The following is a 23,517-nucleotide window of genomic DNA, read 5'->3' as shown; positions in this document are numbered from 1 at the left end:
ATGAGTCAGCTTGGCGTTTCACACAGGGAGGCTGACCATGGATTTCAACGAACTGATCAAGCATACCCGCGGGCGCCGCTCGCTCCTCCAGGCGCTCGGCGTTGCCGCCGTCGGGATCAGTTTCGGCGGGCTCGCCGCGTGCAGCAAGGAAGGCGGCAAGACGCTCGCGAACGGCGAGGAGGCCAAGCTCAACTTCTATAACTGGGACACCTATATCGGCGAAACGACGCTCGCCGATTTCGAGGAAGCGACGGGCGTCGCGGTGACGATGGACCTGTTCGACAGCAACGATGTGCTGTTCGCCAAGTTCAAGGCCGGCAATCCGGGCTATGACGTGATCGTGCCGTCGAACGACTTTGTCGAGCGGATGAGCAAGGCCGACATGCTGATGCCGCTCGATCACAGCCTGATCCCGAACAAGAAGAATATCGACGCCGCCTATATCAACGTCGAATATGACCTGCAGCGCAAATACTCGATGCCCTACACCTGGCTCGCGCTCGGCATCGGTTATCGCAAGTCGAAAGTGTCGGCGACGCCCGACAGCTGGAAAGTGCTGTTCGACAGCCCCGAATATGCCGGCCGCATCGCCTGGCTGTCAGAGGCGGGCGACATGTTCCGCCTGTTCGGCAAATATCTGGGCAAATCGGTCAACGACCTCACCCCCGCCGACGTCGCGACGATCGAGCGGATGATGATCAGGCAAAAGCCCAATGTAAAGAAGTTCCACGAGGATGACGGGCAGGATCTGCTGCTCAAGGGCGACGTCGACGTCGTGCTCGAATATAATGGCGACATCGCGCAGGCGATGGTCGAGGATGACGACATTGACTTCGTCATTCCGAAGGAGGGCAGCCAGCTCAATTCAGACAATCTGTGCATCCCCAAGGGCGCGCCGCATCCGAAGAATGCCCATGCCTTCATCAACTATATCCTCGACGCCAATGTCGACAAGCACATCACCGAAACGATCCTCTATCCGACGCCCAACAGCGCGGCAAAGGCGCTGATGCCCGAAAGCTACAAGAACAACCCGGTGATCTTCCCGCCCGCCGACGTGCTCGCCAAATGCGAATATGCACGCTTCAACGCCGAGCTTCAGCCGCTGTTTGAAGAGGCCTTCACGCGCGTGCGGGCGGCCTGACGCGACCAAAGGGCGCCGGGGGTGGCCGAACAGGAGTGGAAAACCAACAGGGGCGTTTTCGCGGCGGTATCGCTGCCGACGCTCCTGTGGGTTCTGCTCTTCTTCCTCATCCCCATGGCGATCGTCTGGCTCTACAGCTTTGGCGAGAACCGGGGGCTGACCGAGATCGCGATTTCGGGAACGCTCGATAACTACAAGCGCGCGACCGAGTGGCTCTACCTCAGCATTTTCGGCAAGAGTTTCGCGGTCGCGGCGCTCGTCACGCTCATCTGCCTGATCGTCGGCTTTCCGGTGGCGATGGCGATCACCTTTGCCAGCGAGAAATGGCGACCGTGGCTGCTGCTCGGCATCATGCTGCCCTTCTGGACCAACCTGCTTATCCGCACCTATGCGCTGATGATGCTGCTCGGGACGCAGGGTTTCGCCAACAAGGGGCTTGGCGTGCTGTGGGAAGGCGCAAGCTGGATGCGCACGCTCGTCGGGCTCCAGCCGCTCGCGACGTGGGAGCCGGTCGAGCTGCTCTTCAACAATTTCGCGGTCGTCTTCGGGCTGGTCTATGTCCACCTGCCCTTCATGGTGCTGCCGCTCTATGCCGCGCTCGACCGGCTCGACCGCAGCCTGATCGAAGCGAGCCTCGATCTCGGCGCCGGGCATTTCCGCACGATCATGCGGATCGTCGTGCCGCTCGCGGCACCCGGCATCATTGCGGGCGTGATGATCACGCTCATCCCCGCGCTCGGCGCCTATCTTACCCCCGATCTGATGGGCGGCACCGACAGCCAGATGATCGCCAATGTGATCGAACGCCAGTTCAAGAAAGCGAATGACTGGCCCTTCGGCGCGGCGCTATCCTTCCTGCTCATCTATGCGATGTTCATCCTCATCGCGCTGCAATCGCTGCGCCGCAAAGTGCCGGAGGCGCGTTGATGGCGCTCTTTGCCCGCACGGCGCGCGCGCCGCTCGAATATAGCCGGACGCTGTGGATGCGGCTGTGGGTCGGCGCGGTGATGGTCTTTCTCTACGCGCCGCTCGTCGTGCTGATGATCTTCAGCTTCAACGACAGCAAGCGCAACGTCGTGTGGCGCGGCTTCACGACGAAATATTATGAGAAAGCGCTGGAGAATAATCAGCTGGTCGAGGCGCTCGTCAACTCGCTGACCATCGCCGCGCTGGCAACGATCGTCAGCCTTGTCCTTGGCGCCACCGCGGCGGTGCTGCTCTGGCGCTTTCGCTTTCCGCTCAAGGGCGTGGTCGACGGGACGATTTCGCTGCCGATCATCGTTCCCGAAATCTGCCTGGGCGTCGCTTTCCTGATGTTTTTCGCGGGCGTAGGCTGGCCGAACGACCTCGCCTGGCCGTTCAACCTCGGCGCGATCACCATCGCGCACATCACCTTCTGCTTCCCCTTTGTCACGATGGTCGTGCGATCGCGCCTCGCGAGCTTCAACCGCGAGCAGGAGGAAGCGGCGAAGGATCTGGGCGCAAGCGAATGGCAGGTCTTTCGCGACGTGCTGATCCCGCACATGAAACCCGCGCTCGTGGCGGGCGCGCTCCTGTCCTTTACCCTCAGCCTCGACGATTTCGTCATCACCTATTTCACCAGCGGCCCCGACACGATCACCTTCCCGGTAAAGGTCTATTCGATGGTCCGTTTCTCGGTGACGCCCGAGGTCAATGCGGCATCGACCCTGCTCATCCTCCTCACCGTCGTCCTGACCTTCGTTGCGCTGAAAGCGCAGGGCGTGAAAGCCATTGCGGAAACCCACTGACCATGACCGAACCCGCCAAACCGATCATCCAGATCCAGAATGTCTCCAAACGCTTTGGCAAGGTGACCGCGGTCGACAATGTCAGCCTCGACATCAATGCGGGCGAGTTCTTCGTGCTGCTCGGCCCGTCGGGCTGCGGCAAGACGACGCTGCTCCGCATGATCGCGGGGTTCGAGCTGCCGAGCGAGGGGCGGATCTTGATCGACGGGCAGGACATGGCGGGCATCCCGCCGAACAAGCGGCCTGTGAACATGGTGTTCCAAAGCTATGCCGTGTTTCCGCACATGAGCGTCGCCGACAATGTCGCCTATGGCCTCAGGATCGCGGGCGTGAAGGGCGGCGAGGTCAGGGACCGCGTCGCGGAGGCGCTCGAACTGGTCAAGCTCGGCGGGTTCGAGGGCCGGATGCCCGACCAGATGTCGGGCGGGCAGCGCCAGCGCGTTGCGCTCGCGCGCAGCCTGGTCATGCGGCCCAAGGTGCTGCTGCTCGACGAACCCCTGTCGGCGCTCGATGCGAAGCTGCGCGCGCAGATGCAGTTCGAGCTCAGCGAATTGCAGGAAAAGGTCGGCATCACCTTCGTCACCGTGACGCACGATCAGGACGAGGCGCTGTCGATGGCATGCCGGATCGCGGTCATCCACAAAGGCGACGTGTCGCAGCTGGCAACGCCGTCGGACCTTTACGAATATCCCGCCAACCGCTTCGTCGCCGATTTTGTCGGGTCGGTGAACATCTTCGAAGGCAAGCTGACCCTCGACGAACCCGACAAGGCTGCGATCGATTGCCCCGGTCTCGGCAAGGTCTATCTCAACCACGGTGTCACCGGCCCGCACGGCGCCGACGTCTGGGTCGCGCTGCGGCCCGAAAAAATCTACCTCCACGTCCCCGGCGCGGGCAAGGCGGTGCGCGCAGCGGCCGAGGATGCCCCCGACGGGCATAATTTCGCGCGCGGGACGATCAAGGGCATGAGCTATCTCGGCGACATCACGCTGTTCGAAATCGAGCTCGAGGCAGGCGCGCGCATCCGAGTGTCACGCCCGAATCTGTCGCGCCACGACCAGGAGGATTTCACCTGGGACGACAAGGTGTCGATGCACTGGCGTGCCGACAGCCCGGTGGTGTTGCTGGGCTGACGGCAGAACAAAGTGCTTTCCTACTTTGTTCCGGTGTGAGAGCCTTCGGCCAGGCTCTTTCTCTTCGTCTTATCCGGTCCCCACGGCTCGTTTGCTTAAAGCGATAAAGGAGACATTTTCGACGCGCACGTCTGTATCTTTTGTCTCCTTAAAGCCACAAAGGACACAGTTTCGGTGCGCCCATGCGGGGCCTTTGTGGCTTTAGTGAGCCGCCTTCTCTTTACGCGGCACCAGATGCAGCGCCGCCACGATCACGCCGCCGAGAATCAACCCGAACACGCCCGCGCCGCCCGCGTTGATCAGCCATTCCCACACCCCGGCGCCCGGCAATCCGCCCGCGACCGAGTGCGCGAAATCGTGCAGGCCATGCCCCAGATTGCCGATATGATATTCGTCGAGGCCGTGGAGGAAAATCTGCCCGCCGACCCACAGCATCGCCGCGGTGCCGATCGTCGCCAGCGCGGCCAGCAGCCTGGGCATGAAGGCGACCAGCCCACGCCCGATCACACGCCGGGCGTGGCGCCCTTCCTTCGCCATATGCAGCCCGATGTCGTCCATCTTCACGATCAGCCCGACGACGCCGTAAACCGCGATGGTAATCGCGATGGCCACGACAACCAGCGTCGCGGCGCGCATCGGCATCGCCTCGCCCAGCACCTCGTTGAGCGCGATCACCATGATTTCGGCCGACAGGATGAAATCGGTGCGGATCGCGCCCTTGACCATAGCCTCCTCATGGTTCGGATCGACCACTTCGGCGGCGTCTTCGGCCAGGCTGTGCTTCTTCGCCGCCAAGCTGTGCCACAGCTTTTCGGCGCCCTCGAAACACAGATAGGCGCCGCCGACCATGAGCAGCGGCGTGATCGCCCATTGCGCCACCGCCGACAGCAGCAACAGCGCGGGCAGGATCAGCACCAGCTTGTTGAACATCGACCCCTTGGCGATGCGCCAGATGATCGGCAGTTCGCGGTTGGGCCGAAAGCCGGTGACATAACGCGGCGTCACCGCGGCATCGTCGACCACCACCCCCGCGGCCTTGACCCCCGCCTTCGACGCCGCGGCGCCGATGTCGTCGATGCTCGCGGCGGCAACCTTGGCGATCGTGGCGACGTCGTCGAGCAGGGCAAAAAGGCCGGATGGCATTGCGGTTGGTCTTTCTTCTACGGGGTGATGATAACTTCAGATCGACCCATCTACCCGCTTGCATCGAGCGAAGTCGAGATGCCCCTCAACCTTGCTCCATCCCGATGGGCGTCTCGACTTCGCTCGACACGAACGGATTGGCGGGAAGGCGTAAGTTTTCAGCTCAACGCCCGCAACTTGGGCGCCACTTCATCGAGCGATTTGCGAATAATCGCAACCATCTCGTCGATCTGCTGCGTGGTGATGATAAGCGGCGGACACATGACGAGGCTGTCGCGGATACCGCGCACCATCAGCCCGTTCGCGATGCAGGCATCGCGCGCCATCGGTCCCGCTGTCCCCTCGGCGCCGCCGAAACGTGCGCGCGTTTCCTTGTCGGCAACAATCTCGACCGCGCCGAGCAGGCCGATCGAGCGCGTCTCGCCGACGAGCGGATGATCGTCCAGTGTCGCCAGCGCTTTCGCAAGGTGCGGGCCGGTGACGCTTCCGGTGCGCTCGACCAGCGCTTCGCGTTCGATGATCTCGATATTCTTGAGCGCGACCGCGGCGGCGACGGGATGCCCCGAATAGGTGAAGCCGTGGACGAAATCGCCACCGGTCTTGAGTGTCTCGACGACATGGCGCGCGACCGCAGTGGCCGAAATCGGCAGGTAGCCCGACGACAGCCCCTTCGCCATGGGCATCAGGTCGGGGGTGAAGCCCATCGTTTCGTGGCCCCACATCTTGCCTGTGCGACCGAAACCGCAGATCACCTCGTCGGCGACGAGCAACAGGCCATATTTGCGCACTACCGCTTCGACCTTCGGCCAATAGCCCTTGGGCGGGATGATGACGCCGCCCGCGCCCTGCACTGGTTCGCCGATGAACGCCGCGCAATTTTCGGGGCCGACCTCCAGGATCTTGTCCTCGATCGCCTGGACACAGGCGTCGCAAAACTCCTCCTCGCTCATCCCCTGGCCTTCGCCGAAGAAATAAGGCTGCCGAACATGCTCGACGCCCGGAATCGGCAGGTCGCCCTGTGCGTGCATCGCCTTCATCCCGCCAAGGGACACGCCCGCGACGGTCGAGCCATGATAGGCGTTCCAGCGGCTGATAAAGACGGTGCGCTTGGGCTCGCCTTTCAGCTTCCAGTAATGGCGCACCATGCGGAACACCGTGTCGTTCGCCTCGCTGCCCGAGGCGTTGAAAAAGACATGCGGCAGGCGGTTCTGGGTCAGGCTGGCGATCTTCGCCGCGAGCGTCACCGTCGGCGGCGTCGCGGTCTTGAAAAAGGTGTTGTAGAAGGGCAGCTCGCGCATCTGCGCCGCCGCCGCCTCGACCAGCTCCTCGCGGCCATAGCCGACATTGACGCACCACAGGCCGGCCATGCCGTCGAGGATACGGTGGCCGTCGCCGTCGGTGATCGTGCAACCCTCGGCATGGGTGATGATGCGGCTGCCACCCAAAGCCTCGATCTCGGCCCAGTCGGCCTGGGCGGGAAGATGGTGCGCGACGTCGAGACGCTTGAGTTCGGCGATGTCGTGATTGCGGGGCATGTGAAACTCCTGATTTCCATTGTCCGTTGGCATCGAGCGTAGCCGAGATGTCCCTCGGCCTTGCGCTGCGACGATGGATGTCGCGAATCCTGAGCGTGTCGAAGGGCTCGACACGAGCAGAGCGAGACCGGGCTTTGAATTCAGGGCGAAAAGCTGATGCGCGCGAGATAGCGATCGTAACGGGTGACGCGGCGGTTCATAATTCGCCTCTTAACGCGCGGCCGAGCAGGTGAAAATAGGTCTGACTCTGCGCATCGCCGTCGGTCCGCCATTCGGGGTGCCACTGCACCGCGAGCAGCGGCGCGCCATTCGGGCGGGCGCTATAGGCCTCGACCAGCCCGTCGGGCGCGCGCGCCTCGACCGCCAGACCGTCCGCGAGATCGCCGATCCCTTGGAAATGAACCGAATTGACCTCCAGCGACGGCGCCCGATAGGCCGAGGCGAGCAGACCGCCCGGGACCAGATCGACTTTGTGCCGATGGTCGAACATCGCGTGGAACGGCACACCGTCCGGCGCATGATGATGCAGCAGCTCGGCGCTTGCCGACGTATCGCGGCGTAGCGTCCCGCCCAACGCGACGTTGATCTCCTGAAAGCCGCGGCAGATTCCGAACAGGGGTCGCTGCGCCGCGATGACCGACTCGACGAGCCCGATCATCATCCGGTCGCGATCGGGATCGAAGGGCCCTTCACCTGCCGCGGCATCGCCGTAGCGCGCCGGTTCGACATTCGATGGCGTCCCCGTCAGCAGCACGCCGTCGAGCCGCCCGACCACTTCGTCGGCGCGCATCAGATCGGGGAGCGACGGGATGATGAGCGCGGCGCAATCGGCATGACGCATCGCCGCGGTCGCATAGCGGTTCATCACTGCCTGCGCGGTTTCGACGCCGATGGTGCGGTTGCAGGCGATGATGCCAAGAACGGGGCGCGCGGACATGCGCGCAAGCTGCCGATTTTTGTAGCGCTATGCCAGCGAAATATGCGGTGTGTGTTGTGGCCGATCTGGGGTGGGGAGCGGACGGCACAACCCCGGCGCGATCGGTCCAAAGTTCAGGAAAGGTCAGCCTTGTGCGACCGCCGATTGGTCGCGCCCGGCGCGCAGGTCGCGCGCGATTGACGCCCGTGCTTCCACGCCGGGCGGCGAGCGCTTTGTCCACATTTGAAAGAGCCGGGATGAAGGCTGGCACAGCCGGGCCATGTCGGACAGCGTTTTCTGTGTGGCCGCTTTGGGGTGGGGAGCTGTCATAGCGGCCGTTTAGGCCCCTCCCCTTCAGGGGAGGGGCCTTCTTTTTGGGTTATGTCCGCTTCCGGTCGTTAGCCGCCCTCAAACCTATCCCGCAAACTGCCGGGCAAACGCCGCGGCGGCACCGAACAGCCCCGGCTGCGGGTGCGTGATGAGCTTCACGGGCAGCGCCGCCATGAACCCCTCGAACCGCCCCTTTTCGATGAAGCGTTCGGGAAAGCCGGAGCGCACCAGGCTGTCGCGGATGCGCAGCCCCAGGCCGCCTGCGATGACCACCCCGCTCGCCCCCTGCGCCAGTGCAAGGTCGCCCGCGACGCTGCCGAGCGAGAGGCAGAAGCGATCGACCGCCGCCGCGGCAAGGCTGTCGTCGCCGCTGAGCGCGGCCGTCCAGATCGCCTTGTCGTCGAGCGGCGTCACCGCGCGTCCTTCGAGCATCGCCAGCGTTTCATAGATGTCGACGATCCCTGGCCCCGACACGATGCGTTCGACCGACACGCGCCGGTGCCGCTTGCGCAGTCGGGCCAGGATCGCATCCTCGATGCTGTCGAGCGGTGCAAAATCGATGTGCCCGCCTTCGGTCGCCTGTACGCGATAACCCTTTTCGTCGCGCCAGATATGCGCAACACCCAGGCCGGTGCCGGGGCCGATGACACTGATCGTGCCCGTGGCCGGTAAAGGTTCGTCGGGACCGGTCAGCCGCTCGAAATAGCTCTCGTCCGCCTGCGCGACCGCATGGCCCACCGCCTCGAAATCATTGACGAGGACATGGGCGTCGACGTTCAGCTTCTCCCCGATCAGCGCGGGGCGGATAATCCACGGATTGTTGGTGAAGCGAATGATGTCGCCGCGCGTCGGCCCGGCAATAGCGATCGCGACCGCGCGCGGCAGCGTGCCGCCCTGCTGGCGCTCGAAATCCTGCCACGCCGTCTGAAAGCTCGCATGATCCCTGGTATGCAGCGTTGTCGCCTCGCCGAGCGAACGGACGCGACCGCCCTCGACCTCGGCAATCGCAAAGCGGGCGTGCGTGCCGCCGATGTCGACCGTGACGATCTGCTTGCTCATGGCTCTCCCCGTCGGCCTGCCTGACCTGTACCGCGATGGCATGTGCGATGGCCCGAAGCGATGCAACAGGGCATAGCTATGCGCGGCAGCGGGCGTCCCCTCCCGCCCGCATATTTTTTCCAAGGTTCACGCCATCGCGCTCCGTCTTGTGATTGTCGCCGGGATGCCTCCCGGCCCGATTTCAAGAGGAACCCGATGCGCAAGACCTTGCTGGCCTCCACCTGTCTGGCCACCCTTATCTCGACCGCCGCCTCCGCCGAAACGACGATCAGCACCGCGACGACGGCGCCGGTGCGGACGTCGACGATCAAGTCGGGGGCGCCCGACGACATCAAGGTCACCTCGGCCGGGTCGATCAAGCCCACGGTCGCCGGCCCTGCCGTCACGATCGACAGCAATCACAAGGTCGTCAACGAAGGCACGATCGAGTTCAGCAATATCGATGGCGCGACCGGCATCCTGGCGAATGCGGGCATGACCGGCGGCATCACCAACAGCGCGTCGGGCAAGATCACGATCGGTGAAACCTATGCCGCGACCGACATCGACAATGACGGCGACCTCGACGGGCCGTTCGCGATTGGCAGCAATCGCGTCGGCATCGCGACCGCGGGCGCCTTTACCGGCAACATCGTCAATTCGGGCGCGATCGCGATCGAGGGCAAGGATTCGGCGGGCATAAGGCTCGGCGGCCCGCTGACGGGCGGCTTCACCAATGACGGTACGATCAGCGTGCTGGGCGACCGCGCGCTGGGCGTCGGGCTTCAGAACGTCACCGGCAACGTTCGTCTCGCCGGCACGATCGCCGCCACCGGCGTCGATGCGATCGCCGCGCGGCTCAGCGGCGACATTAGCGGCGCGCTCGTCGTGCAGGGCAATCTTACGGCGACCGGCTATCGCTTCACCACGCCGCCCGCCGATCCCTCGAAGCTTGATGCCGACGACCTGCTGACCGGCGGCTCCGCGCTGGCGGTCGAAGGCGATGTGACGGGCGGCATCATTCTCGCGGTTCCGCCCAAGGATTCGAGCCCGACCGACAAGGATGAGGACAAGGACGGCATCGACGACGACAAGGAAGGATCGGCAGCGGTCCGCGCCTTTGGATCGGCAGCAGCCGTTCGGATCGGCTCTGCCGACCGGGATGTCGCGATTGGCCCCGTTGCGGGAACGGGCACCGGGCTGGGCATCATCATCGACGGTTCGGTGCTCGGCAACGGGCTCTACGCGGGCAAGGACGGCAACGCGATCCAGATCGGCGGGCTTGGCGGCGCGGTGACCATCGCCGGCGGCGTCGGCATCGGCGCGACCGGCAGCGTCGCGGCGCAATCGAAGGACGCCGCGGCGACGGCAATCCGCTTCGGCGGCGGCGCTTCGACCCCCGAACTGCGCAATGCAGGCAAGATCGAGGCGACCACCGGCGGCAATGCGTCGGGCGCCGTAGCGACCGCGGTGATCGTCGGAGCGGGCGCCGATGTCGCGCTGATCCGCAACAGCGGCACAATCGCGGCCAAGACCGGCGGCGACAATGGCACCGCGCGCGCCATCGTCGACCTGTCGGGCAATGTCGATATGGTCGAGAACAGCGGCGCGATCAGCGCGAGCGGCGCGGCCGCCACCTCCGACCGCAATATCGCGATCGACCTGTCGGCGAACGGCGCGGGCGCGACGGTCAGGCAGACCGCGGTTGCAGCCGACAAAACCGCCCCCAGCATCGTTGGCGACGTGCGCTTTGGCAGCGGAAACGATGTTTTCGACATCGCCGACGGGTCGGTGAAGGGCGACAGCTTTTTCGGCTCCGGCAACAACCGTTTCGCGCTGTCGGGCGACGCTACCTATGCCGGCGACGCGCGTTTCGGCGCAGGCGCCGACACGATGGCGCTGGCTGGGACGGCGAAGTTCAACGGGCTGGCGGACTTCGGCGGCGGCGCCGATACGCTGACGATCGGCGGCACCTCGGTATTTTCCGGCACGCTTGCCAATTCGTCGGGACTGGCCGTGTCGGTCAGCGGCGGCGCGTTCGATGTGCGCGGCGCCGCGACGATCGCATCGCTCGCCGTGACCGACAAGGGCGTGCTCGGCGTCATGCTCGACACAGGCAGCACGGGCACCGCACTGCAAGTGACCGGAAACGCCAGCTTCGGCGCCGAATCGAAGCTCGCGCTTCAATTGTCGAGCATCGAGGAAGCCGAGGGCGAGCATATCGTGCTCACCGCCGGGTCCATCACCGGCGCCAATAATCTGACCGCGTCGCAGACACTCCTTCCCTTCCTTTACAAGGGCACGCTCACATCAACGGCCACCCAGCTGATCGTCGATGTCGAGCGCAAGAGCGTGAACGAGCTTGGCCTCAACCGCTCGGAAGGGCGTGCTTTCGACGCTGTGCTCGACGCGGTCGTCGCCGAACAGAAGATCGAAGACGTCTTCCTCGGCATTACGGACGGCGATCAGTTCCGCGCCCAGCTTCAGCAGATGCTGCCCGAACATGAAGGCGGCGTCTTTGAAACCGTCACCTCGGGTTCGCGCGCGCTCGCCCGCCACCTTCTCGACCCCAATGCACCGTATCAGGACGAGGGCAAATGGGGCTATTGGGTCAATCAGGCGGTGTGGGGCACGTCGAAGGGCATCGGCAACACCGCCAGCTATGACGTCAGCGGCTGGGGCATTTCGCTCGGCGCCGAAATCGAGAGCGATGTCGGCAATTTCGGCGGCTCGATCGCCTTTCTCAGTGGCAAGGACAGCAATGGCAGCAACGCCAATGAGGTGAGCACGAGCCAGTTTGAAGGCGCGCTGCACTGGCGCCTGCGCTCCGACGGCTTCATGGCGCACGCCCGCGTGTCGGGCGCCCCGGTGAAGCTCAAGGGCACGCGTATCTTCCGCGCCGAAGCAGGCGCCGAGGATATTGAGGAAACGATGAAGGGCAAGTGGGACGCAACCTTGTGGTCGGCGTCGGGCTCGGTCGCCTATGATACGCGCGTCGGCGGGCTGACGCTGCGTCCGATGGTCGCCGTCGATTATTACAAGCTTCAGGAAGACGGCTATCAGGAAACGGGTGGCGGCGACGCGCTCGACCTCACCGTGCTCGATCGCGACAGCGACGAGCTGGCGGTGACGGGCACGGTGACGCTCGGCCTCGAGTTCGGCGGCGCCGACGAATATGACGGCTGGACACGCTTCGAGCTCGAAGGCGGGCGCCGTCAGATCGTCAGCGGCACGCTGGGCGCGACGACTGCCTCGTTCAAGGATGGCACGCCCTTCACCCTGATTCCCGATGATCGCACGAGCGGCTGGGTCGGCCGCCTTCGCGGCATCGCCGGCAATTCGGCCTTTCAGGTCGCCGGCGAACTGTCAGCGGAAGAACAGCAAAGCCATGTCGGCTGGGCGTTCCGTGCGAGCCTGCGGGTCGGTCTCTAGCCCCCCGGACCGACCCGTCCGCAAGGGGGAAGCGGATCCCCTACCCCGCTTCCCCCTTGCCTTGGTTTCAGGAAATGACACGCCAGATGCTTGCCGCCGACCTCTTTCCTTTTCCCGCCGCGCAGTTGCGTGGCCGACCATCGGCGTTATATGACCGCAAGCTCAAAGGGTTTTTTGCCGCGGGGCGATGCGGCCTGTTCCGGCAAGAAATGGCGTTCCAAAGCAAACAAGTCATGACCGAGCCGCGCGATCAGAGCGACGCCTTGCAGGGCATTGAAGGCGTATTGCTCGCCCATCGCGATCGCATCCTGCGGTTTCTGGAAATGCGCGGCGCCGCCGACAGCGCCGAAGATCTGTTCCAGGATTTGTGGATGCGATTGACCGAACGCGGCGTGGGGCCCGTGGCCGATCCGCTCGCCTATGTAATGCGCGCGGCCAACAATCTGATGCTCGATCGCTACCGCTCGGCGTACCGGCGCGACCTTCGCGACAAGGCGTGGGGCGAGAGCGCCGCGATGCACAGCCCGTCGAGCGAGGCGTCGCTGATCTCGCGCGAACAACTCGCGCTCGCCGACGCGGCGATCGCGGCAACGGGCGAAAGGCCCGCGCGCATCTTTCGCCGCTTTCGCATCGATGGTGTGCAGCAGCGCGAGATTGCCCGCGAAATGGGGGTCAGCCTGAGCACCGTCGAAGCCGATCTTCGCAAAGTCTATGCCGCGCTCGCCGCGCTGAGGAGGCAGTTCGATGCCGGATGAACCGAACCGCGCCGCCGAAGCCCGCGCGATCGACTGGCTGGTTCGCCAGCGCGATCCGGCCTTCGACGATTGGGACGGCTTTACCGAGTGGCTGGCCGAAGACGCGAGCCATGCCGCAGTCTATGATGCGATCGCCAGCCTCGACCGCGATCTCGATGCGCTGCCGCGCACCCCGCCGATTGCAATGATAGCCGAGGCGCCTCCGCCGCGCCGCCTGTCGCGGCGGCGCTGGTTCGGCGGCGCCATCGCCGCAGCCTTGATCGGCGCCGTCGGCCTGTCGGTGCCCGGCCTGCTTGGAAGCGATGGCCGTATCGAAACCGCCGCGGGTGAACATCGCGCGATCACCCTTGCCGACGGATCGACGATCGACATCAACGGCGGTTCGGTGATCGAGATCGACGACGACCGCCCGCGCTTTGCGCGTCTCGAATCGGGCGAGGCGATGTTCCGCGTCGCGCACCGCGACGGCGACCCCTTTGTCGTCGAGACGGGCGGCGCGCGGATCGTCGACCTGGGCACCGCGTTCAACGTCGTGCGGCGTGACCGGACGACATCGGTTGCGGTGTCCGAAGGCGTCGTCCTTTACAATCCCGACCGCGACAATGTCCGGCTGACCGCAGGCAAGGGACTCGACGCGCGCGACGGCGCCAGTGCGCCGCCAGTGGTGAAGGACGTCGACATTGCCCACGTCGGTGGCTGGCGGAGCGGCCTGCTCGTCTATAATGGCGCGCCGCTGTCGGTCGTCGCCGAGGATCTGCGCCGGACGGCGGCAATTCAGATCCGTATCGCGCCCAACGCGGCCGCGGTGTCGTTCCGCGGCGCGCTGATCGTCGACAAGGACCGCGGCCGCACGGTCGCCGACCTCGCCGCCCTGTCGGGAACACGCGCCGAACGGCGCGGCGAAGGCTGGATATTGACCCGCTGACGATGGAAAGGCGCCTCGGCCTTGTCGCAGCAGCGATCGTGCTTTGCCTGCCGATGCAGGCGAAAGCAGCCGAAGAACGCGCCTTCGACGTGCGCGGCGGCAGCCTGTCGGCCGTTGTGCCGGTGATCAGCCGACAGGGCGGCGTCAGCATCAGCGTCGCCGATGCCCGGCTGTGGAAAGCGCGCGTCCGGTCGGTGCGCGGGCGGATGCCCGTCGACGAAGCGATCCGCCGCCTGCTCGCCGGAACCGATGCGCACGCCGTCCGCGTCAGTGCGACGAGCTGGCGCATCGAACGTCGCCCGGCTCCGCAGCGCGCCCGCGCCGCGCCCGCGCCGCGGCAGCTGCCTCAGCCGCGCGCGCGCGAACCCGCGAACGAGGTGGTTGCCGCCGCGGCCGATACGATCATCGTCACCGCGTCGAAAACCGACCTTCCCTATTCGCATTTTGCCGGTGTCGTCACCCAACTGGATGGCGGCGAACTGGCGTTCGGCGGCGAGCGCGGGATGGATTCGATCCTGTCGCGCACCGCCACCGTTTCCTCGACCCATCTGGGTTCGGGGCGCAACAAGCTGTTCATTCGCGGTATCGCCGATTCGAGTTTCACGGGGCCGACGCAGGCGACCGTCGGCCAGTATCTGGGCGATATTCGCCTCAGCTATAACGCCCCCGACCCCGACCTGCGCCTCTATGACATCGACAATGTCGAAATCCTCGAAGGGCCACAGGGCACGCTCTATGGCGCGGGGTCGCTCGGCGGGATCATTCGCGTCGTCCCGAAAGCGCCCGATCCGCGCGGCCCGACGGTTCAGGCGATCGCGGGCGTCGCGCTGACCCAGCATGGCGATCCCGGCGGCGATATCGCGGGCATTGCGAACCTGCCGGTTGGCGAGGACGGCCATGCGCTGCGCCTTGTCGGCTATATGATCACCGATGGCGGCTATATCGACAACCCGCTGCGCGGACAGAAGGACGTCAACCGTACCCATATCCGCGGCGGCCGCGGCACCTTTCGGATCGAGGCAGGCGACGGCTGGGCGGTCGACATCGGCGGCATCTATCAGTCGATCACCTCCGACGACGCGCAATATGCCGACAAGGATACGGCGCCGCTCACCCGCCGTTCGATGATCGAGCAACCGGCGAAGACGCGGTACGGCCTTGGAACGCTCGTGGTGATGAAGGATTGGGGCGATTTGCGCTTTCAGTCGTCGAACGCCTTTATCGACCACCGGTTGTCCGAACGCTTCGATGCCAGCCTGCCGCATGGCGGCGAACTCGATGGTGCCGGACCGGGTGCGGCCGTCGGCATGGTCGACGTCCGGCGCCTCTTTGCGCCGATCGACATCACCCCGTCGCGCGACGTGCCGCGGCGGCTCGAACAACATAATGTGACGCGGATGTTCGCCAGCGAAAACCGGATCTGGCGCCCCTATCATGACGGGTTCGGCTGGGTCGTCGGAGCGAGCTTCATCGCCAATCGCGCGCGTCAGGACCGCGAATATGCCTATGGAATGCTCCGCACGCCGCTGCCAGGCGTGACCAACCGCGTCACCGAATGGACGGGCTTTGCCGAAGCGACCAGGGAATTGCTTCCGGGCCTCGTCGCCTCGGGCGGGCTGCGGCTGTCGCATGTGCGGCTTGGCGGCATGGCCGAGGATGTGCCCTTCGCGCTCGCCGAGGCGGAGCGCGCGACGACGGCGTCGCGGCACGAAACCGACCTCTTGCCCTCTGCTTCGCTGCTCGCGATGCCGCTCGACAATCTGCGTCTCTACGCGCGCTATCAGGAGGGATTCCGCCCCGGCGGGCTGGCCATCGACGGCAATTTCGTGCGGCGTTTCAGGAATGATCGGGTCCGGACGTGGGAAGCGGGCGTGCGCTTCGGCGACCGGAAGCAGACGCTGCTCGACGCGACCCTGTCCGTCTCGCACAGCCGCTGGCAGAACATCCAGGCCGATTTCATCGACAGCAACGGCTTTCCGACCACCGCCAATATCGGCGACGGCCGTATCACCAGCCTGTCGGGGGCGCTCGCGATGCGGCCGACCGCCGCGCTGACCTTTGAGCTGGGCGCCGTCTATAACCACAGCCGCGTCGATGATCTGTCGCCGGAGATTCTGCCCGTTTTTGCTGCGGCGCCCGCGCGGCTGGGACGCATTCCCAATGTTGCCAGCCATGCCGTGCGCGGCTCGATAAATTATGCCACCAACGTCGGCGACGAGGATTTTCGCATCAATGGCTGGGCCAATTATATCGGCCCGTCCCGGCTCGGCATTGGCCCGCTGCTCGGCGAAAGCCAGGGCGATTATGTCGATACGGGGCTTGCGATGCGCATCGGCAACGACCGCCGCGGCCTGTCGCTGACGCTCACCAACCTGTTCGATTCGCGGGGCAATCGCTTCTCGCTCGGCACGCCGTTCGTCGAGGGCAATGCGGGATTCCTGACCCCGCTGCGCCCCCGCACGCTCCGCATCGCGGTGGACGTGGCTTATTAGCGAATGTCCGCATTGGGGTGGATTCCGGCCTTTCCCTTATCCGTCATCCCGGCGAAGGCCGGGATCTCACCCTATCGGTTTACCGCACCGGCGAGATCCCGGCCTTCGCCGGGATGACGATAGAGTTGAGGGCAGCTTCCGGTCGAAAGACGACTCCGTCAATCGGTCAGGGCGATCCGTTCGTAGCGATCCATATGATAGTCGGCAGTGCCGAACTGACTCTCGATCATCGTCGCGCGCTTGAAAAAATGGCCGATCGCCAGTTCCTGCGTGATGCCGATGCCGCCGTGGGTCTGGATCGCGTTCTGGCCGACGAACTTTGCCCCGCGCGAGACCTTGTTTTTCGCGGCCGACACCGCTGCCATGCGCTCGTTCGCAGGCAGGCCCAGCTTGAGCGTCGCCATGATTGTCATCGAGCGCGCCTGTTCGACCTCCATGAACATGTCGACCATGCGGTGCTGGAGCACCTGGAACTTGGCGATCGGCACGCCGAACTGCTTGCGCTGCTGCGTATATTCGAGCGTGCCTTCGTGCAGCTTTTGCATCACGCCCGTTGCTTCGGCGCACACCGCCACGGTGGCTTCGTCGACGATCTGCTCGATCAGCGGCAGCGCGCCGCCCTCGCTGCCCAGCAGCGCATCGCCGGGGATGGCGACATTCTCGAAATAAATCTCCGACGCGCGGTTGCCGTCGACGGTCGGATAGTCGCGGCGGACGATGCCCGGTAGCCTGGCGTCGATCAGGAACAGCGAAACGCCATCCCTGTCACGCTGGCCGCCGCCGCTGCGCGCGGTGACGAGCAGATGCGTTGCCCAGGGCGCCGCATAAACCACGCTTTTGTGGCCGTTCAGGACATAGCCTGCGCCATCCTTCCTGGCGCTCGTCTTGAGGTTGGCGAGGTCATAGCGGCCCTGCGGTTCGGCATAGGCAAAGGCGACGATCGCATTGCCGGCGATGATTTCGGGGATCACCGCGTCGGCCTGCGCGCCGCCGACCGCCTTCAGCGCGCCGCCCGCGATCACGACGGTCGGCAGATAGGGCTCGATCGCGATGACCTTGCCCAGTTCCTCCATGACGATCGCATTTTCCAGCGCACCGCCGCCGAGACCGCCATGTTCCTCGGCAAAGGGTGCGCCGAGCATCCCCAGCTCCTGCGCCAGCGCGGTCCAGATCGCGGGATCGCGGCCCTGCTCGTTATTGATGAACTTCTGGCGCGACTCGAAGTCGTAGGTGTCGGCAAGGAAGCGCGCCAGCGTGTCGCGGATCATGTCCTGCGTTTCGGTGTAGGTGAAATCCATTATCGTCGTTCCTGAACTTGATCGTCATCCCGGCGAAGGCCGGGTTCTCGCCGCCGCGTCATGGCGAGAGGTCGAGATCCCGGCCTTCGCCGGGATGACGTCCGTTTTCCGATTAGAGGCCGAGCACCATCTTCGCGATGATATTGCGCTGAATCTCGTTCGACCCGCCATAGATGGTCGTCTTGCGCATATTGAAATAGGTCGGCGCGGCGCGATGGGCATAGTCGGGCCCGATCGGATGCTCGTTGTCGCCCTCCCCGAAACCGCGGAAATAGGGCGCGCCATAATGGCCGACGGCTTCGAGCGTCAGCTCGGTCAGCCGCTGCTGGATTTCGCTGCCCTTGATCTTGAGCAGGCTCGATTCGGGCCCCGGTCCCTTGCCCGCATTGGCGCCGGCCAGGCTGCGCAGCTCGGTGAACTCGAGCGCGGTCAGATCGACCTCCAGCTCGGCGACTTTGCGCTTGAAGAAGGGATTGGCGAGCAGCGGCTTGTCGCCGTCGAGTTCGGTGCGCGCGATCGCCTTCACCTTCTCGATCCCGCGCTTCGACGCGGCGACGCCGGCGATACCGGTGCGTTCGTGCGCGAGCAGGAACTTGGCGCAGGTCCAGCCCTTGTTTTCCTCGTAAACGCGATTGGCAACGGGGACGCGGACATCCTCCAGCCACACCTCGTTCACCTCATGCTCGCCGCCCAGCGTGATGATCGGGCGCACCGTGATCCCCGGCGATTTCATGTCGATGAGAAGGAAGGAAATGCCCTCCTGCTGCTTCGCATCCTTGTCGGTGCGGACAAGAAAGAAACCCCAGTCGGCGTGCTGCGCGAGCGTCGTCCAGGTTTTCTGCCCGTTGACGATATAATGATCGCCGTCGCGCACCGCCGTCGTGCGGAGCGAGGCAAGGTCGCTGCCGGAGCCGGGTTCCGAATAGCCCTGGCACCACCAATCCTCGCCCGACAGGATGCGCGGCAGGAAGTGGGCCTTCTGTTCGGGCGTGCCGAAGGTGTAGATGACGGGGCCGACCATCGCGAGGCCAAAGGGCATCAGGCGGATGCAATCGGCGCGCGCGGTTTCTTCGGACCAGATGAAGCGCTGCGTCGGCGTCCAGCCGGTGCCGCCATATTCGACCGGCCACGCCGGCGCGATCCAGCCCTTTTTATACAGTATCTTGTGCCAGGAGAGGAAATCCTCCTTGGACAGCTCTTCGCCCTCGTCCTGCTTGCCGCGAAGCTCCGCGGGATAATTGTCGGCGATGAACTGGCGCACTTCCTGCTGGAAGGCCAGGTCTTCGGGGCTGAACTCCATGTCCATATCGATTCTCCCACTGGGCACTGGCGCCCTTATATCGAGCGCTCACCTTTACGTAAACGGCAAGTTGCAACCCGCAACGCTTCGCGATCGATGATTGCGCTTTACAGGGGGCTTGTCCAGCAGCGGCCCCGTGCACCGGGATGGACGAATCAGCGCGCGGCGGTGACGACGATCATCGCGCCTTCGCTGACATAGGCGCCGCGGATTTCGGCGATCGACAGCGTGACGGGCAGCACCGCGCCCTCGCGCGTCACCAGCTCGGTGGCGATGCGTTCGGGGTTGCCCGTGCGAAACACCGATTCCAGCGCTTCGACAAAGCGCTGGCGATGCCCGATGGGCAACAGCGCCGAAAAGCGCACCCGCCGGATCGCCGCGGCATCAACGCCGATCATCGCGATCAGCGCCGCATTGGCGCTCTCGACCGTTTCGCGCACCGAAATGCGCGCGTGACCGATCGCCCCGTCGGCCTCGATCGCCTGCAACAAAGCACGCCGCGCGTCGGCGGCGGCATGGTCCTCCATCGCCGCGCTGACGTCGCGCAGGATGATCGCGCCGCCCGCGGGAACGGGAAGCAGATCGATGCGCAGCCACTGGCCCGGACGCACTACGCCCGGAATCTCGCCCGAAAACCGCTCGCGATGATCGATCAGGCGCGTGAGACGATGGGCGAGCAGGCCTGTTTCAAGCCCCGGCAGCGTCGCCGCCAGCGCTTCACCGAGCAACGCGGCGGCCGACCGTTCGAGCAGGTCGCACCCCGCCGGATTGATCGCCACAATTTGCCAGGCCGGGTTGATCAGAATCACCGCGTCGCGGATCGATTCGACCAGTGCCGCGTGCGAGGCCTGCAACGCGTCGCCCCGCGCGGCGATGTCGCGCGCGTCGCCACCGTCCAGTCGGCGATAATCGTCGAGCGAGATCAGCACATGCGCGTCCTTGCCGTGATGCGTGACCACAACGGGCTTGCGCGCCGCCTGCAATCGCCAATTGGCAAAGCCGCGGATGAAATCCGCCGCCGAGACCCGTTGCGGTTCCTGTATCGTCGCCACGTCGCCCTCCGATAACCGGCCAGCACCATCGCCTTATAGCGCATTCGAGACGGCGTTCGGTCGAAACAGGAGGAAAACCATGGCAAAACTGTCCGAAATGGCGCCGTGACGCACTGGATCACACCAGCCGCGCACGGCCGCAGCGCAGCGCGTTGACCCGCGTATCGGCCTGCCCGACATGCAGGCCGAGCAGGCCGGTGAGGTCACCAAGCACCCCGTCGAGGACGGGCGCGGCGAGCGCGACCGCCTCACCGACCACCGTGGTCAGCGCGCCGAGGTTGAGCCCCAGCCCCAGCACATTGACGTCGAGTTCCAGATCGTCGGCGAGCGATTCGGCCGCGCCCGCGACCAGCCCGCTGCTCGACACCGTCTTCACCGTCCCGTCGTCGATCTCGCCGCGTGAAAAGGCGACGGGCTTTTCATTGAGGTCCGCCAGCGTCATTTCGGCCCGCGCGTCGATGCTGACGAGCGGCAGCTTGACGAGGCGCGCGGGTGCCGGGTCGAGCGGGCGCCGCATGTCGGCGAAATCGCCATCGTCGACCGTCCCGATCGCCACCATGGCGGGCGAGGTGACAACAGCGAGCGTCACCGCGGCGCTGCTGTTCGGCGCGCAATCGATGTCGGTGATCCGCGCCGAGGCCGACCCCAGTTCGGCGAGCAGCGGGATATGGACACTCGCCAGCGGGGTCGCGACGCGCGTGTCGACTTTCAGCCGCACCTGCGCGGTGCGAATGACCACATCATGGGTATCGGTCACCGCGATCAGCGGCGACTCGGCGGGCGGTTCGCCGATCAGCAGCGCGACGTCGACGCCCGATCCGCCCGGCAAATCGCTCGCGAGCGACAGGTCGACCTGCCGCTCCGCGCTGCCGAGGAGCAGCATCGTGCGCAGCAGGCTCAGCGCATTGACCTTCACCGGGTTCGCCGCATCGACGCGAATGCTCGACGCGCGCGGGCCAAGGTCGATCGCGCGCGAGGGGATCAGGCTGCGCGGCAAAGCGGCATCCGCGATCCGCTCGAGCGCCGTCGCCGCATCGCCGCTCGATGCGCTCGCCAGCGCCGACACCACCTGCGGTAGCGTCACCTGGCTGTCGAGCGTCTGACCGAACGTCAGGACATCGGCGTCGATCTCGGTCCTCAGCGCTTCGGAAAAGGCGAGCAGGTCGATGTCGGTGCTCGCCAGTGCATCATAGTCCATCACCGACAGGTTGACCTCACTGCCGGTCAGCCCCGACAGCAGCGCATTGGCCACGCCGCCGTTCAGCGCGGCGACGCGCGACCCCAGCGAAAAGGCGGCATAGCCGCGCCGCGCGCCCGTAGCGGTGGCGCGGATGATGCTGTCGCGTCGTCCGGTCAGGAAGCCGCCGAAAAACAGCGGCCGGTCCTGCGACAGCGTGATCCGCACCGCGTTCGGCGAACCCCCGCCCGCCGCGAAGCGCGCTTCGGCCGGGAGCGCCGGGTCGGCGGTGTAGGTGCCCGCCGCCAGCGTCTCGATGCGGATGACGCAGGTGCAATTGGCGGCGATGATCCGCTCGGCCGCCGCGCGCTCCTCGCCGGGGCGACCCGCCGCCGCCAGCGCCGCGGCGTCGGCGATGCCCTGCAGCTTGCGCCGGTCGAGATGGAGCGAGCCGACATCGACCGCGAGCGCCGCCGCGCCGATCAGCATCGGCATGGCGAGCGCCGCGGTGATGCTGATTCCCGCGCGGCGGCAGCGGATCAGCGCTTCGGGAAGCGACCGGATCGCCATGCTCAATCGACCGGCAGTTCAAAGGTCGCCCGCGCGCCGATCACATGATCGGGCGCCGGAACGAAGGTCGATCGCAGAAAGGCATCTTCGGCGGCGGTGAAGGTGACGGCGACGGTGATCGCCTCGGCATTTTCGGACACGGCGACGCTGTGGGTGCCCGCCGCCGGGTCGATGCTGCGCGCCACCGCGCGTTCGGCCACGGCGCGCCGGTCGGCGGCATCGAGGCCGACGATCGCCGCACGCGCGCCATCGTTCGCCGCCTGCTGCACCATATGCGCGAGCATGAAATAATGGCCATAGACCAGAATGCCCATCAGCAACGCGAGGAGCAGCGGCAGCACCAGCGCCATTTCGACGATGGCGGCGCCGCGCTCCCCGCGCGCCAGGGTCGCACCAGTCAGGGCGATCGGGCGGACGCGCCGCGGAAATCGGGTCGAACCTGTCATGGCGGGCAGCTTGCCCGCGCGGCGTAAAATCGGCGTCGAGGCAGCGCTCCACCGATTTTGCGCAATTTACATAAGGATGGGCCCGCAACGAACGGAGCAATCGGCCCCAGACCGCGGCCTTTTGCCGAAGGGTTAACGCGGGCGCCGTCGCACTCTGCGCAAATTACGCACTATCGGCGGCCTCCAGCTTGTCCTGCGTACGCAGCTCGAAATCCGAAGCGTCATGGCGCTCGCGAAGCTGGCTCGCCGGATCGCCCGTCACGCGGTTGACCATCCGCCCGCGCTTCACCGCCGGGCGCGCGGCAAGCTGGTCGGTCCAGCGCAGAACATTCTTATACTCCTGCACCTGCAAAAACTCGCCCGCGTCATAGACCAGCCCCTTCACGAGCGCGCCATACCAGGGCCAGATCGCCATGTCGGCGATCGTATAGTCGCCGCCGGCGATAAACTCGCTCTCGGCAAGGCGCCGGTCGAGCACATCGAGCTGGCGCTTCACCTCCATCGCATAGCGATTGATCGGATATTCCTGCTTGGTCGGCGCATAGGCGTAGAAATGGCCGAAGCCGCCGCCCAGGAAGGGCGCGCTGCCCATCTGCCACATCAGCCACGACAGCGTTTCGGCGCGCCTGGCGGTGTCGGTCGGCAGGAAGGCGCCGAACTTTTCCGCCAGATGGATCAGGATCGCGCCCGATTCAAAGACGCGGATCGGCTCGGCGCCGCTGCGATCGACCAGCGCGGGGATCTTGCTGTTCGGATTGACGCCGACGAATCCGCTCGAAAACTGGTCGCCCTCGCCGATGTTGATCAGCCAGGCGTCATATTCGGCGCCGCTGTGACCCGCAGCGAGCAATTCTTCGAGCATCACCGTCACCTTCACGCCGTTGGGGGTGCCGAGCGAATAGAGCTGGAGCGGATGCTTGCCGACGGGCAACTCCCTGTCGTGCGTCGGCCCCGCGACCGGTCGGTTGATATTGGCGAAACGCCCGCCGCTTTCCTTGTCCCAGGTCCAGATTTTCGGCGGCACATATTCGCTGGTGTCGGTCATCGCGAGGCTCCTTGGCT

At 65.4% G+C, this 23,517-nt stretch carries 18 protein-coding genes; 8 read left to right on the top strand and 10 right to left on the bottom strand.

The features are described 5' to 3' along the window. Nucleotides 1–37: 37 nt before the first annotated feature. The 4 genes from SPYCA_RS05095 to SPYCA_RS05080 are packed head-to-tail and all read left to right on the top strand — an operon-like array spanning nt 38 to nt 4,046. Nucleotides 38–1,144 carry an ABC transporter substrate-binding protein gene (locus SPYCA_RS05095; protein ID WP_120219201.1) on the top strand — a complete coding sequence of 369 codons (1,107 nt, stop codon included), beginning with the start codon at nt 38–40 and terminating at the stop codon, nt 1,142–1,144. 21 nt (nt 1,145–1,165) lie between these two features. Next, entirely contained in the window at nt 1,166–2,071 is a 906-nt protein-coding gene (locus SPYCA_RS05090) for an ABC transporter permease (protein ID WP_120219200.1), read from the top strand. Next, nucleotides 2,071–2,913, top strand: coding sequence for an ABC transporter permease (locus tag SPYCA_RS05085; RefSeq protein WP_120219199.1), 843 nt, complete (start codon nt 2,071–2,073; stop codon nt 2,911–2,913). Before SPYCA_RS05090 ends, SPYCA_RS05085 begins: the two co-directional genes overlap by 1 nt. 2 nt (nt 2,914–2,915) lie before the next feature. Continuing rightward, the gene (locus SPYCA_RS05080; protein ID WP_120219198.1) at nt 2,916–4,046 is read left to right on the top strand and encodes an ABC transporter ATP-binding protein; all 1,131 of its coding nucleotides are present in this window, start codon (nt 2,916–2,918) and stop codon (nt 4,044–4,046) included. Between the two features lie 201 nt (nt 4,047–4,247). Here the strand turns inward: SPYCA_RS05080 and SPYCA_RS05075 are convergent, their stop codons facing one another. From SPYCA_RS05075 to glk, 4 genes are all read right to left on the bottom strand, one after another. Then, entirely contained in the window at nt 4,248–5,189 is a 942-nt protein-coding gene (locus tag SPYCA_RS05075; protein WP_120219197.1) for a DUF808 domain-containing protein, read from the bottom strand. A gap of 158 nt (nt 5,190–5,347) precedes the next feature. Then, nucleotides 5,348–6,724 (bottom strand): aspartate aminotransferase family protein, encoded by a 1,377-nt coding sequence (locus SPYCA_RS05070; RefSeq protein WP_197715372.1) that lies wholly within the window; start codon nt 6,722–6,724, stop codon nt 5,348–5,350. A gap of 196 nt (nt 6,725–6,920) precedes the next feature. Further along, nucleotides 6,921–7,661 (bottom strand): gamma-glutamyl-gamma-aminobutyrate hydrolase family protein, encoded by a 741-nt coding sequence (locus tag SPYCA_RS05065; RefSeq protein ID WP_120219195.1) that lies wholly within the window; start codon nt 7,659–7,661, stop codon nt 6,921–6,923. 393 nt (nt 7,662–8,054) lie between these two features. Beyond that, on the bottom strand, nt 8,055–9,029 hold the full coding sequence (gene glk, locus SPYCA_RS05060; protein ID WP_120219194.1) for a glucokinase: 975 nt from the start codon (nt 9,027–9,029) through the stop codon (nt 8,055–8,057). A 195-nt stretch (nt 9,030–9,224) separates the two neighbouring features. On the opposite strand from glk, the gene SPYCA_RS05055 reads away from it, so the two are divergent. The 4 genes from SPYCA_RS05055 to SPYCA_RS05040 all read left to right on the top strand — a co-directional run bounded on the left by SPYCA_RS05055 (nt 9,225) and on the right by SPYCA_RS05040 (nt 16,612). Continuing rightward, nucleotides 9,225–12,440 carry an autotransporter outer membrane beta-barrel domain-containing protein gene (locus SPYCA_RS05055; RefSeq protein ID WP_120219193.1) on the top strand — a complete coding sequence of 1,072 codons (3,216 nt, stop codon included), beginning with the start codon at nt 9,225–9,227 and terminating at the stop codon, nt 12,438–12,440. A gap of 233 nt (nt 12,441–12,673) precedes the next feature. Further along, a complete protein-coding gene (locus tag SPYCA_RS05050) occupies nt 12,674–13,195 on the top strand; it encodes an RNA polymerase sigma factor (RefSeq protein WP_120222152.1) in 522 nt (173 codons plus the stop codon). After that, a complete protein-coding gene (locus SPYCA_RS05045) occupies nt 13,185–14,120 on the top strand; it encodes a FecR family protein (RefSeq protein ID WP_120219192.1) in 936 nt (311 codons plus the stop codon). The genes SPYCA_RS05050 and SPYCA_RS05045 overlap by 11 nt, the downstream gene beginning before the upstream one ends. Nucleotides 14,121–14,122: 2 nt before the next feature. After that, complete coding sequence (locus SPYCA_RS05040) at nt 14,123–16,612, top strand: TonB-dependent receptor domain-containing protein (RefSeq protein ID WP_120219191.1); 2,490 nt, start codon at nt 14,123–14,125, stop codon at nt 16,610–16,612. 158 nt (nt 16,613–16,770) lie between these two features. Here SPYCA_RS05040 and SPYCA_RS05035 read toward each other — a convergent pair whose 3' ends face one another. The 6 genes from SPYCA_RS05035 to yghU all read right to left on the bottom strand — a co-directional run bounded on the left by SPYCA_RS05035 (nt 16,771) and on the right by yghU (nt 23,500). Then, nucleotides 16,771–17,910, bottom strand: coding sequence for an acyl-CoA dehydrogenase family protein (locus tag SPYCA_RS05035; protein ID WP_120219190.1), 1,140 nt, complete (start codon nt 17,908–17,910; stop codon nt 16,771–16,773). A gap of 112 nt (nt 17,911–18,022) precedes the next feature. Then, entirely contained in the window at nt 18,023–19,216 is a 1,194-nt protein-coding gene (locus SPYCA_RS05030; protein ID WP_120219189.1) for an acyl-CoA dehydrogenase family protein, read from the bottom strand. Nucleotides 19,217–19,365: 149 nt separating this feature from the next. Beyond that, nucleotides 19,366–20,262 carry a PAS domain-containing protein gene (locus SPYCA_RS05025; RefSeq protein ID WP_120219188.1) on the bottom strand — a complete coding sequence of 299 codons (897 nt, stop codon included), beginning with the start codon at nt 20,260–20,262 and terminating at the stop codon, nt 19,366–19,368. Nucleotides 20,263–20,380: 118 nt separating this feature from the next. After that, nucleotides 20,381–22,009 carry a TadG family pilus assembly protein gene (locus SPYCA_RS05020; protein WP_120219187.1) on the bottom strand — a complete coding sequence of 543 codons (1,629 nt, stop codon included), beginning with the start codon at nt 22,007–22,009 and terminating at the stop codon, nt 20,381–20,383. Nucleotides 22,010–22,011: 2 nt separating this feature from the next. Then, nucleotides 22,012–22,455 (bottom strand): TadE/TadG family type IV pilus assembly protein, encoded by a 444-nt coding sequence (locus tag SPYCA_RS05015; protein ID WP_120219186.1) that lies wholly within the window; start codon nt 22,453–22,455, stop codon nt 22,012–22,014. Nucleotides 22,456–22,618: 163 nt separating this feature from the next. Continuing rightward, entirely contained in the window at nt 22,619–23,500 is an 882-nt protein-coding gene (yghU, locus tag SPYCA_RS05010) for a glutathione-dependent disulfide-bond oxidoreductase (RefSeq protein WP_120219185.1), read from the bottom strand. Between the last annotated feature and the right edge of the window lie 17 nt (nt 23,501–23,517).

Source organism: Sphingopyxis sp. FD7, from assembly GCF_003609835.1.
In the GTDB taxonomy this organism is placed as follows: domain Bacteria; phylum Pseudomonadota; class Alphaproteobacteria; order Sphingomonadales; family Sphingomonadaceae; genus Sphingopyxis.
The sequence above is the reverse complement of the archived record's forward strand: the minus strand, read 5'-3'. Positions and strand labels throughout refer to the sequence as shown.